We start from the raw sequence: 12100 nt of genomic DNA on the forward strand, positions 1-12100 counted from the left end.
AGAAATACAAGAAAAGAAAATCGGAAAATAGTACCAGTATTTCCCGATTTAGTATTGTGTTTTAAACGACGTATCGAAATTAAATCATTTAAAATCAATCCAAAATTATGAAAAATATAATTAAGAGGAATTGGCTTAGTCCTTATTTGCCTAAAATTAGTCTAAAAATGAAACTAACCACGCTATTATTGATGCTTTCTTTGATGAGAATTCAAGCTGGTGTCTATTCACAAAATACAAAGTTGACCTTAAATATAAAGAATGCTCCGGTCGAAAAGCTGTTTAATAAAGTCGAATCTGTTTCGGAATATCGATTTCTTTTTGAAAGCAGTGTAATCGACCTAAACAGAAAGGTTACAATCAACGTTAAAAAACAAGGAATAGCCGAAATACTGGATGAAGTATTTAAAAACACGGATATTTCTTATAGTATTAATGATCGTCAAATTCTATTAGTAAAGAAAAAACAAAAGCTGAATCTGATGGAAAAAGCTACTGCTCCTAAGGTGATAGTGGAGCAAGGTATTGAAATTACAGGAGTAGTAACAGACTCCAAAAATATGCCAATACCGGGAGCGAATGTCATAGAAAAAGGAACTTCTAATGGAGTTTCAACCGATTTAGATGGAAAGTTTACCATTCGCGTAGGCGGTTCAAACAGTGTTTTGGTCTTTTCTTTTATTGGATTTGAAAATAAAGAAGTTGCAGTTGGTCAAAGCAAGTCTTTGAGTGTTATGTTAAGTGAGCAAAATTCGGCTTTGAATGAAGTTGTAATTGTAGGTTATGGAGCAGTAAAAAAGAAAGATTTGACAGGAGCTGTGGCAACAGTTAAATCTTCTGATATTGTTTTAAGTCCTGTTGCTAGTCCGATGGAAGCGCTTCAAGGGAGGGTTTCTGGTTTGGATATTCAGCGTCCGTCAGGAAGAGCGGGAACTTCTCCAAAAGTTTTATTAAGAGGAAACAGATCTTTGACAGCTAGTCAGGATCCGTTATATATTGTTGATGGAATTCCTTCGAGTATTGATAATTTGAATCCAAATGATATTGAAACAATTGATGTTTTAAAAGATGCTTCGTCTACTGCAATATATGGTTCTTCTGGAGCTAATGGAGTTATCATTGTGACTACTAAAAAAGCAAAAGCAGGAAAAACACAAATCGATTTTAACAGCTATTTCGGATTAAATGGTTTCTCTTCTTTTCCGGCACCGCTTACAGGAGAGAAATGGTTGAATTACAAACGCGACCGATTTTATCTAGACAATGGCTATCAGGCAACAAGTTTAACCGATTTAGGTTTGAATGCCTCGGCTGTAGCTGCAATTGAAAATGGACAATATGTAAACTGGATTGATGAGACTTTACAGGTTGGTACACAGCAAAATCACAATCTTTTTATGAGAGGAGGATCTGAAAAAGTACAAGGTTATTTCTCTTTAGGATATGTAGGTGAAGAAGGAATTTATAAAAATGATAAAATCAATAAATTCAATTCAAGAGGAGGAATTGATTTAAAATTCAGCGATAAATTCAAAACGGGTTTCCAATTGATTTTAAATTACAATACAGGAAGTTCTACAAACAGTAGAATTAACAAAGCATACAGCGTTTATCCTTTAGGAGTTCCATTTGATGAAAACGGAGTTGTAAATCTATATCCGATAGAAGGAGATCCAAACAATATTAGCATTTTGGCGAATAATTATCCAGGAGCTTTTGCGAATGAATCTATAGGGTACAACATACAATTCAATCCTTATGTGGAGATTGAATTTGCTAAAAATTTGAAATTAAGATCCAATTTAGGAACAAGATTTTCTGGAAATAGAGCAGGTACTTTTCAAAGCAAAAACTCATACAATTTGCTGACAGAAGGAAGAACTGCAAGTGAAGCTACTTACAATATAACTTTAGGCTACAGTTATATTTGGGAAAACATATTGAACTACAATTTTAAACTAGGCAAAGATCATGATTTTGGTTTAACAGGTATTACTTCGTGGGCTGACAGCAGATCTGAAGGTTCCTATTTAGGCGGAAATGGTATTGATTACGATGATTTCTTGTTTTATAACATGGGAGCTGTAAAAAATCTTACCACAAGAATGAATACCTACAGTCAGTTTAACAGAATGTCATTTGCGGGACGTTTTAATTATAGTTTCAAAGGAAGATATTTATTTCAGTTAACCAATCGTTGGGATGGAGTTTCTCCTTTAGCTGAAGGTAATAAATGGTCGGCTTTCCCATCTGCATCTGTAGCTTGGCGTATTAGCGACGAAAGTTTTATGCAGGGAACAAGTTCGTGGCTGAATAATTTAAAACTTAGACTAGGTTACGGAATTTCAGGATCGGCAAACATTGATCCGTATTCTAGTTTGACTCGTACTTCGACTAAAACAAGCAGTCTTTCTCTTGGTGGCGGAACGGCATTGCCAATGTATGTTCCAACAGAACATATCTCAAATCCTGATTTGACATGGGAACGTTCTACCAATACGAATTTAGGTTTAGATGTGTCTGTGTTGAAAAATAGAATAGATCTTGTAGCAGAATACTATTGGACGGAGACAGATGGTATTTTATGGGATCGTCGTCTTCCAACCAGTTCAGGAGGTTATGATGCGAAAACACCTTATAAAAAGACTTCTAATATTGCTACTTCGCAAAACAGAGGTTTTGAGTTGGCCATCAATACTAAAAATATTGAGACAGAAAACTTTAAATGGAATACTTCATTCACTTACACGCATGCAAAAGAAAAACTAACCAATATTGATTTAGGAAATCTAAGTGTAAGCCAGTTAATTTCTGAAGGTTTATTCATTGGACAAACTCCAGCTGCGGGAGGCGTATTTTATGATTACAAAAAAATAGGAATCTGGCAATTAGGTCAGGAAACAGAAGCAGCTTTATATGGTGCTAAACCTGGAGATATTAAACTGCAAACCGTAGAGCAATTTGATGCTAATGGAGTATCAGACAACGGAGTGCATGTTTATTCTACAAAAGATAGAATGATTGTTGGAAACAATGTTCCAGATTATTTCTTTGGTTTTCAAAATACATTCAAGTACAAGAACTTTGATTTCACCGTATTTGTAAACGGAAGATACGGAGGTATGATGCGTGCTCAGGTATTAGGATATTGGAATAAAGAAGCGCAACCAGAAACCTACAGTTACTGGACACAAGACAATCCAACAAACGATTTTCCAAGACCAGGAGGAAGTTTCAATACGCAATTCCAGTCGGCATTAGAGCTTGTAGATGCCTCTTATATCAAAGTCAAGAATATTACAATTGGCTATTCTATGCCAGAAGATTTTCTTAAAAAAAGCGGTTTGAATTCATTAAGACTTTATGCGACAGCTTATAATCCTTTTGTTTTTAGCAGAAGTCATTTATTGAAAGACGTTGATCCAGAGAACGGAGGATCAGATTCATTCCCGTTATTTAAACAAGTTATTTTTGGTCTTAATTTATCATTATAGTAGTATGAAAAAGTATATAAATATAAAAACAGTCATCTTAATGTTTTTTCTGGTTGGTTTGACTCAATCATGCAGTTTAGATGAAAAAAACTTAACCACTATTTCTTTGGATAAATCTTATGGTGAAAGAGCAGGATTCGAAGGATTAATTAATAGTTGTTATGAGAATTTATATTTCCTTCACGGAAAAGTAGATTATATAGCACCAACAGAAGCTGGAACAGATTCTTGGGAAAACGTGAGTACCAGCGGAATCGGTTATACACAATATACAAGCCAGTTGAATCCTGACGATGGAAATATTAAAGTAATCTGGGGTACAACTTATGCAACGATAAATCTTTGCAATACGGCTATTTATTATTCAAAAGATGTAAAAGGATATTCTTCTACAGAGGAAATGAACACTAAATTGGCGGAAGCTTATTTTCTAAGAGCATTTAGCAATTTTATACTTGTTGAGCAATTTGGAGGTGTGGTTTTAAGAACAAAATCTTCTATTGTTGAAGGAGCAGATAACGCGCCAGTGCGTAGTTCTGAAAAAGAGTTTTACGATTTAATTATTGAAGATTTAAAATTTGCCTGTACACATCTTCCAACTACTCAAACTTTGCAGGGAAGAGTGGCAAAAAAAGCGGCTTACGGTTTATTGGCTAAAGTTTATTTGCAAAGAACACGATTAGGAGATGTTGCAACGTATTCTAAACTGGCTTTAGATACTGCTGAAGAATTAATCAATAATGCAGCGAAATATAATACAGCTCTTTATTTAAGTGATAATACTTCGTCTGGATTTAAAAAACTTTGGGATGGTAACAATAATAAGAAAAACACCGAATTCTTATTCACTCAAGGAATTGATCCAGGAGGATTAAATCCTGAAGGTTTTAATAGAGGAAGAACAAGACAATATTATTTACCTGATTTGGCAACCCGAGGAGCTGAATGGGGAGCTGGAGCAACCAGTATTTTGTACGGAAGAGCCAACAGTCGTATGCTAAAACCAAGTAAATATTTGTTGACAGAAATATTTTCTCCAGTACCATCGCCAGCAGATACGCGTTTTGCAGAAACATTTACTTTCAAATTTTATGCTGCAGCCAACAAAACAATTACTCAGGCAATGGCTACTGCTTATAAAAAAGATGCTTCGGTAGTAGGATATACGATTAAAAACACTTTGGCTCAGGCGCTTCCAGCGGTTAATTTTTATTCTCAAAGAATTGAAGAGCAAATCAATATGAATAATGATGAAGGTTTAGCTGTTTTTACTCCTAACTGGAATATCGATCCTGCTGTAAAAAGTAAAATGCCAGTGCTTGTTGCTGATCCGAGTGATATTTTCGAACCAGGAACTAATAAATATAAAGATCCGACGATGTATCCAAACGATCCAAATTTGATCAATATGTTTCCTGCTATGAGAAAATTCTCTGCAGCATTGTATTGTCAAAGTAATCAGTATTGGTTAGGAGATATTCCGATTATTCGTTTGGGAGAAATTTATCTAGTTGCAGCAGAAGCCGCTATTTTAAATGATAATCCAACGAAAGCATTGGGATATGTAAATACTTTGAGAAAAAGAGCCGCCATAACATCAAGAGAAAACGAAATGTTAGTGACAAGCGGAGATATGAATATTGATTTTATTTTAAAAGAAAGAGCGAGAGAATTATCTGGTGAACATACAAGATGGACGGATCTAAAACGTACAGGAAGATTAAATAAAACGTATTTAGATCAGACGAATCCAATCGCAGGAGCAAATTTTATTAATGAAAAACATATAGTTAGACCGATTCCGAGATCATTTTTGGATGCTATTTCAAATGCCAAAGATTTTGGAACTAATGGATATTAAAGAGTTTGGTTAGTAGTTAGGTTAGGGCAGACCGAAAGGTCTGCTTTTACTTTTTAACAAAAAACGGTTTCTACTAAGGTAATTTCTAAACTTAAATCAGACTATCAATGCTTTAAAATAGTAGTGTTTTGGTCTTTTTAGCACATTTTTAAAAATATAATTGTAGTTTGTTATTTTAAATTAGTCTTAATTATGTGTATAATTGTTCTAAATTATATATTTTTGCACCGTTAATAATTTTATCAGAATGGCATTAGTTAGTGATTTGACCACCAAAGTATTATTTGAAACCGAAAAAGGATACAGTTACCAATGTGATTTGACCAACAGCATCATTATCAATTTTGTTGATACAGTGTCAAGTTATAAAATCCAAGATTTTTTGATTTTTCAGAGAAAGGTCAATAACGTCGACATTCTTAACATGCTTTATGATTTATCTGATCAGTCGGATGCACAGCTAATTGAAACTACCAAAAGAAATTTTTCCAGAAATCTTACCATCTGCGAAATTGTGCAATTAAGAGAATTATTAAACGGAACAAAATTTACGCTCAGTTTACATTCTATGCTTTGTAATATTGTAAATGTAGAGCTTATTTAGATTCTTACTTAGATTAAATCCAAATTTTCAGACAATTAGGGCTGCTTCCTTAAGTTTTTGTAATTTTACATTATAAAAATTAAAGGTTATGAAAGATTTATTGAGAACAAGCACGTCATTAACTGAAGGCGTAGAAAATATATTGAATTTACAAGCAAAATTAGAAAGCGATGCTTCAAACAAATATTTAGCTATGGCAGCATGGTTGGATAGAAATGGTTTTGCAAATACTGCAGGGTATTTATATAAGCAAGCGGAAGAAGAAAGAGAGCACTTTCTAAAAATTTTCAAATTCATTACGGACATGGGAGGGATTGCAATCACGCCATCTGTTCCTGAAGTACAGCAAGAATTTGCTTCTTTTAGAGAAGTATTTGAAATTGCTTTACAAAACGAAATTGCAGTTACGCAAGCAATCAACAAAGTTATCGCAAAATGTAGAGCAGAAAATGACTACGCTACAGAAGACTTTATGATGTGGTATGTAGCTGAGCAAAGAGAAGAAGAGAAAAACGCAAGAAGAGCGTTAGAACTTTTCGAACTAATCAACGGAAACGAAGCTGACGGTAAATTCCAATTGGATGTTCAGATTTCAAAAATCGGATAATTAAAAACTGATTTATAATATTTAAAAAGCCCTTAATAGTGATATTAAGGGCTTTGTTTTTTTATTCATTCATCAAAGTCTCGATTTCATCAACTTCAAGCGGAATATTGCGCATTAAGTTAAAAGGTTCTCCTTTTTCCTGAACCACAACATTATCTTCTAAGCGGATTCCGAATTTTTCTGCTGGAATGTAAATTCCTGGTTCAACTGTAAAAACCATATTTGGTTTCATTGGTTCGTGAAGCAATCCGTAATCGTGTGTGTCTAATCCCATGTGGTGAGAAGTTCCGTGCATGAAATACTTTTTGTAAGCTGGCCATTCTGGATTTTCGTTCTGAACATCAGCTTTGTCTAATAAACCTAAACCAAGTAATTCAGAAGTCATAATTTTACCAACTTCAATATGGTATTGTTTCCAAAGTGTTCCTGGTGTAAGCATTTTAGTTGCTTCGTTTTTCACTTTCAAAACAGCATTGTAAACCGCTTTTTGACGATCTGTAAAACGTCCTGAAACTGGAATTGTTCTGGTCATATCGCTTGAATAGTTAGCATATTCAGCAGCAACGTCTAATAGAATCAAATCACCGTCTTTACATTGTTGATTATTCTCAATATAATGTAAAACATTCGCATTGTTTCCAGAGGCGATAATTGGCGTATAAGCAAAACCTTTAGAACGGTTACGAATGAATTCGTGTGCCAATTCAGCTTCGATTTCGTATTCTGTAACATTTGGTTTTACGAATCCTAATAATCTACGGAAACCTTTTTCTGTAATATCACAAGCATGCTGAATCAAATCGATTTCTTCGCTTTCTTTTACAGAACGAAGTCTTTGTAAAATTGGGTTACTTTTTGCCACATTGTGCGCAGGATAACGCTCTTTCCACCATTTTACAAAACGAGCTTCACGAGTTTCTGTTTCTACAGAAGCGCGGTAATGTTCATTCGTATTGATGTACATGGTGTCTGCATACGTCATCATTTCGTTCAAAACTTTATGAAAATCTTGTAACCAATAAACGGTTCTAATTCCAGAAACCTGAAAAGCACGTTCTTTAGTCAATTTTTCACCTTCCCAAACTGCGATATGATCGTTGGTTTCTCTCAAGAAAAGCATTTCTCTCTGATTTTCATAAGGAGCATCTGGAAACAAAAGCAAAACACTTTCTTCCTGATCTACACCACTTAGATAAAAAATATCTCTGTGTTGAGCAAAAGGTAAAGTACTGTCTGCACTAACTGGGTAAATGTCATTTGAATTGAACACGGCAACTGAATTCGGTTTCATTTCTGCCATGAATTTTCTGCGGTTTTTTACAAAAAGACCACTGTTTATTTGATGATATTTCATAATTCTATCGTTTTTGAACTTCGAATTTCAAAATTACATATTTTAAATATATCGCGTGAAATTGAATTCTTAAAGTTTTATTATTTATTTTTTGCCACGAAGACGCGAAGGCGCAAAGTTTCGTTTTGACTTCTTGATTGAAGTCGAAGTGTTAGCGCAGAGTTTTTGAGTAAATAGGAATTTGTATATTGCATTAATAATTGGTGCAGATCTAAATAATTTAAACGAAAAATAGTTATGGATAATCCACATAGCAAAATTTTAAATTCAATAGAAAATTTTAAAGAAATTTTAGAAGTAGATTACTTGTTTTTACCTGTTGTGCAGAAAGAAGATATTGCAGCATTTGAGAATAAATTTAATATAACAATTCCAGAAGACTATCGATATTTTTTATTGAATATTGCAAATGGTATAGTAAATAGAAACAAGTGGGGTTTGAATTTGGTTGAAGAAATTGATTTTAAAGATTTCTTTTATGAAGAAAATGAATTTAATCCTTCACTTCCTTTTGAACTAACAACTAAAGTGGTATTTGGCAATTATCATCCCGACCGTAAAGATTCTTATCCTTATGAAATAACTTATGATGGAGATTATGAGATTTTTATGAAGGGATATTCAAATGGACAAATTCATATAGCAGGTTACGGTTGCGGAACAAGTGCATTTATTGTAGTTAATGGAAGCGAATACGGTAATATTTGGATTAATGATTTTTCTTCCAATAATGAAGTATGTCCTGAATTCGATTTTAAAAATAATAAATCACGGCTTTCTTTTACTGATTGGCTGTTAGAAAGTCTGGATAGAGTGGCTACTATTTACAATCAAAATGTTGAATGGGAAAACAGAATTAAGGAAGAGGAACGAGTTAAGCAAGATAAAATAGATGAACAAAATAAAGAGCGAGAAATAAAAAGATTAGATCAAATAAAAAGAGAGAAATTTGCTGAACAGAATAAGCAAAATGAAATAGAAAAACAAAGATCTAAAAGACCTCGTCGAGATTTGCTTACTTACTTGATAGATAAAATTTTCCATTAAAAAGATTTCTCAATCTTCATGTAATTATGGACTCAAACATCAACATAAGAAAAATCCAAAGCCAAGACCTAGATTTCGTCTACAAATCAATATGCGAACTTGAAAATGAAATTTTTGATTTTGAAGTTTTCAGCGAAATATTCAATTCGAATATTTCAAATCCAAACAACATTTATTTAATTGCAGAAGATGAAAACGAAAGTTTAGGTTTTATTAGTTTTCATACTCAAAATCTGCTTCATCATTGCGGTTTAGTTGGCGAAATTCAAGAGTTTTTTATTGATAAAAACCACCGTGGAATAGGAGTTGGAAGAAAATTAGTTGATGAAATTTTAAAATATGCTGAAAAGAATAATTTAAAAAGTATAGAAGTAACAACAAACAAAAAAAGAATAGAAAACGTGGCGATTTATGAAAATCTGGGTTTTACTTTGAGTCATAATAAGTTTACCATAAAAAACAACAAATAGAAACTTTGCGTCTTAGCGACTTTGCGAGCAAAAACATTGCGAACTTTGGGATTGAAAAAAAATGAACAAACTAAATCCATCCATAAAACATCATTTAATAATTGCGAGTTTCATCAGCTTATGGCTTTTTGTATTCGCATTTATCATAAAACCTTTTGATGATGGAACTATAAATTTTCAATCTTGGCTTTTAATCAGCATCGGTTTTAGCGGAATGGCTTTCTTGTGTTATGCAATTCTCGCTTTTCTTCAAAAAAAGATTTATGATAGCATTCAAAAGTGGAATTTAAAACTCGAGCTTTCAAGTCTTCTCTTTTATTATTTCATTTATTTAATGGGTATTTATGCCTATTATAAAAGTCCAATTTTAAACGGAGGTTATAGTTTTGGACAGTTTTTTACGATTATTTTTATCAAAGTAGCTTTAATTGTAACTCCAGTAATTATTCTCGCCAGAACTTATCTCATAAAATTAATTCCCATAAAAGAAGATATTCTGGTCATTAAAGGCGAAAACAGATTAGATGTTTTAAAAATCAACAAGGCAGATTTAGTGTGTATTTCGAATGCACAGAATTATGTGGAGATTTTTTACATCGAAAATGAAAAACTTCAATCAAAGTTGATTCGTTCTTCGCTCAAAAAAGTTCAGGATGATTTTGGGTTTTTAATGCAAATTCATCGTTCCCATTTAATCAATCCAACACATTTTAAATCCTGGAGAAATTCAAATACCATTGTTCTGACTCAAATCGAACTTCCCGTTTCTAAAAATTACAAAGAAGTTTTGTTAGCGTTGTAAATTCCGTACCTAAAACGATACATTTCGTACCAAAGTCAATAAAATCAGTTCTTCCAATTGGATTCAATTTTAGTTTTGCTTCATCAATTTTAAAAACAAATTATGAAAACAAAACACTATTGTTTAATCGGATTGCTATTTTTTCTAACCAGTTATATATTCTTTTCAAAGCTTTTACCAAGTTTTAGCGAATCAATCGATTTTGCGCACTGGTTTAATTTAATTGGTGCTTGCTTTTTGCTATCGTTTAATGAAGTGTTTCCTAAAACCAGAATTAGTAAAATGGCTTCTGTTTTGACAACTTTCGGCGTGATTGCACATATTGGTCTTTGTACAATCGATTTTATTATGTCAAGCTACGGAAATAACGAAATCGCAAAAGAAGCATTAAGTCATCAAATCACTATTTCGCCATTTATTTTTTATCCGTTTATAGCCGTTGGTCCTTCTTTGCTTTTTGTTGGTTTGGTATTTCATGCATTTACTTTCATAAAAACAGAAACTGTAAAATCTTTAATGGTAATCATGGGTTCGGTTGTTGTAGGATTTTCTTTTTTTGCTTTGAAAAACGGAATTCTGATGCTTGTGAGTTGTACAGTTTTTACTTTAGGATTAGTGTTACTTCTTTATAGGAAAAACAATTAAAGAAAGGTTTATTTTTAATTAAGCTTCTGGAATGTTTTTAGAAATGTTATATTTGAGTGTTGATTTTTAAGGTTTTAACTTTAATAAACACCAAGAATAATGAAAGGAAAAAGAGGAAAGTTGAGAAGAATTTTAAAAACAATCTGGATTGTAACAGGATTGTTGTTTACAATCTGGCTATTTTATTCGTATGAATCAGATGGCGTAAACGAATCTTTTTTGCAAAGTAATAATGAGATTAAAGTAGAAGATACAGCAGATTATTATTCTTTTACACCTCAAAAACAATTCAGTAATGTTTTGATTTTTTATCCAGGCGCAATGGTAGAAACAAAGGCTTATGTACCGCTTTGTAGAAAACTGGCAGATAAAAACATTAAAGTCTATTTGATAAAAATGCCTTGGAGACTTGCTTCAAAAGGATATAATAAGCCAAAAGAACTGCATCTGTTCGACGATCATTCTAAGACTTACATTTTGGCGGGACATTCGCAGGGTGCAAAGATGGCTGCACAATTCGTTTACGAAAATCCTAAATTAATCGATAAACTATTATTGATTGGAACTTCGCATCCAAGAGATATTTCGCTTGCGGCTATTGAGGTTCCGGTTTTAAAGATTTATGGTTCAAAAGATGGTGTTGCAGACGAAGGATCTATTTTGAAAAACAAATCTAAACTTCCCGAAGCAACAAAGTTTATCCGAATAGACGGAGCAAATCATTGTCAGTTTGCTTATTATGGGTTTCAGTTAGGAGACGATAAAGCTACTATTAGCAGAGAACAACAACATAAAGAAACTCTCCAAGCAATGGTTTCATTTATTGAAGAATAATTTGTCATAATTCAAAAACAAAGAACTAATATTGTAAAAAAATACTTTGAAACCGAATAAGATTTGAAAAACCATTTTAAATACCTGCTTTCCCTTTTTGTGGCTTTGGTTGTAATGACGGGCGATGGTATTTTGTATGTTCGATCTAATGCTCCAGAATATTATCAGTCTTCTTTTGTGATTTCGAGAAAAGAAATCGATCTTAAAAATCTTCGAGTTTATGATTTTAATCAAGTTAAAAAGATTGGAAAAACTTTATTTCCGATACTTTTAGCATATTTCAGAATTAAAGAAAACTTGAGTTTTCAAACTCGAATAGTTTTTCAACTACATAAAAATCTTCATCAAAATATAATTTCATTTATAAAATAATCGGTTTTTA

General features: G+C 32.7%; 11 protein-coding genes. 10 read left to right on the forward strand and 1 reads right to left on the reverse strand.

The window, feature by feature from the left end:
* Positions 1-167: 167 nt before the first annotated feature.
* The 4 genes from VGE71_RS15085 to VGE71_RS15100 all read left to right on the forward strand — a co-directional run bounded on the left by VGE71_RS15085 (position 168) and on the right by VGE71_RS15100 (position 6566).
* Positions 168-3494: a TonB-dependent receptor gene (locus VGE71_RS15085; RefSeq protein ID WP_331139079.1), complete on the forward strand. Its 3327-nt coding sequence runs from the start codon at positions 168-170 to the stop codon at positions 3492-3494.
* 4 nt (positions 3495-3498) lie between these two features.
* Complete coding sequence (locus VGE71_RS15090; protein ID WP_331139080.1) at positions 3499-5355, forward strand: RagB/SusD family nutrient uptake outer membrane protein; 1857 nt, start codon at positions 3499-3501, stop codon at positions 5353-5355.
* 247 nt (positions 5356-5602) lie between these two features.
* Positions 5603-5959, forward strand: coding sequence for a hypothetical protein (locus tag VGE71_RS15095; protein WP_331139081.1), 357 nt, complete (start codon positions 5603-5605; stop codon positions 5957-5959).
* 88 nt (positions 5960-6047) lie between these two features.
* Positions 6048-6566 (forward strand): ferritin, encoded by a 519-nt coding sequence (locus VGE71_RS15100; protein WP_331139082.1) that lies wholly within the window; start codon positions 6048-6050, stop codon positions 6564-6566.
* A gap of 61 nt (positions 6567-6627) precedes the next feature.
* On the opposite strand, the gene VGE71_RS15105 is transcribed toward VGE71_RS15100, so the two are convergent.
* Positions 6628-7920: an aminopeptidase P family protein gene (locus tag VGE71_RS15105; RefSeq protein ID WP_331139083.1), complete on the reverse strand. Its 1293-nt coding sequence runs from the start codon at positions 7918-7920 to the stop codon at positions 6628-6630.
* Between the two features lie 237 nt (positions 7921-8157).
* Between VGE71_RS15105 and VGE71_RS15110 the strand changes: the two genes are divergently transcribed.
* The 6 genes from VGE71_RS15110 to VGE71_RS15135 all read left to right on the forward strand — a co-directional run bounded on the left by VGE71_RS15110 (position 8158) and on the right by VGE71_RS15135 (position 12090).
* Complete coding sequence (locus tag VGE71_RS15110; protein ID WP_331139084.1) at positions 8158-8967, forward strand: SMI1/KNR4 family protein; 810 nt, start codon at positions 8158-8160, stop codon at positions 8965-8967.
* Between the two features lie 26 nt (positions 8968-8993).
* Positions 8994-9437 carry a GNAT family N-acetyltransferase gene (locus tag VGE71_RS15115; RefSeq protein ID WP_331139085.1) on the forward strand — a complete coding sequence of 148 codons (444 nt, stop codon included), beginning with the start codon at positions 8994-8996 and terminating at the stop codon, positions 9435-9437.
* A gap of 61 nt (positions 9438-9498) precedes the next feature.
* The gene (locus VGE71_RS15120; protein WP_331139086.1) at positions 9499-10239 is read left to right on the forward strand and encodes a LytTR family DNA-binding domain-containing protein; all 741 of its coding nucleotides are present in this window, start codon (positions 9499-9501) and stop codon (positions 10237-10239) included.
* A 102-nt stretch (positions 10240-10341) separates the two neighbouring features.
* Positions 10342-10884, forward strand: coding sequence for a hypothetical protein (locus VGE71_RS15125; RefSeq protein WP_331139087.1), 543 nt, complete (start codon positions 10342-10344; stop codon positions 10882-10884).
* A 99-nt stretch (positions 10885-10983) separates the two neighbouring features.
* Positions 10984-11718: an alpha/beta hydrolase gene (locus tag VGE71_RS15130; protein ID WP_331139088.1), complete on the forward strand. Its 735-nt coding sequence runs from the start codon at positions 10984-10986 to the stop codon at positions 11716-11718.
* Between the two features lie 63 nt (positions 11719-11781).
* Positions 11782-12090 (forward strand): hypothetical protein, encoded by a 309-nt coding sequence (locus VGE71_RS15135; RefSeq protein ID WP_331139089.1) that lies wholly within the window; start codon positions 11782-11784, stop codon positions 12088-12090.
* The last annotated feature ends 10 nt before the right edge of the window (positions 12091-12100 follow it).

The sequence above is a fragment of the Flavobacterium sp. genome (assembly GCF_036405015.1).
GTDB lineage: Bacteria > Bacteroidota > Bacteroidia > Flavobacteriales > Flavobacteriaceae > Flavobacterium.

Excerpts from the sequence above, each read along its gene's own strand:
- VGE71_RS15130 (WP_331139088.1), top strand. The coding sequence starts at position 10,984 with ATGAAAGGAAAAAGAGGAAAGTTGAGAAGAATTTTAAAAACAATCTGG.
- VGE71_RS15085 (WP_331139079.1), top strand. The coding sequence starts at position 168 with ATGAAACTAACCACGCTATTATTGATGCTTTCTTTGATGAGAATTCAA.
- VGE71_RS15105 (WP_331139083.1), bottom strand. The coding sequence starts at position 7,920 with ATGAAATATCATCAAATAAACAGTGGTCTTTTTGTAAAAAACCGCAGA.
- VGE71_RS15125 (WP_331139087.1), top strand. The coding sequence starts at position 10,342 with ATGAAAACAAAACACTATTGTTTAATCGGATTGCTATTTTTTCTAACC.
- VGE71_RS15100 (WP_331139082.1), top strand. The coding sequence starts at position 6,048 with ATGAAAGATTTATTGAGAACAAGCACGTCATTAACTGAAGGCGTAGAA.
- VGE71_RS15095 (WP_331139081.1), top strand. The coding sequence starts at position 5,603 with ATGGCATTAGTTAGTGATTTGACCACCAAAGTATTATTTGAAACCGAA.
- VGE71_RS15115 (WP_331139085.1), top strand. The coding sequence starts at position 8,994 with ATGGACTCAAACATCAACATAAGAAAAATCCAAAGCCAAGACCTAGAT.
- VGE71_RS15110 (WP_331139084.1), top strand. The coding sequence starts at position 8,158 with ATGGATAATCCACATAGCAAAATTTTAAATTCAATAGAAAATTTTAAA.
- VGE71_RS15120 (WP_331139086.1), top strand. The coding sequence starts at position 9,499 with ATGAACAAACTAAATCCATCCATAAAACATCATTTAATAATTGCGAGT.
- VGE71_RS15090 (WP_331139080.1), top strand. The coding sequence starts at position 3,499 with ATGAAAAAGTATATAAATATAAAAACAGTCATCTTAATGTTTTTTCTG.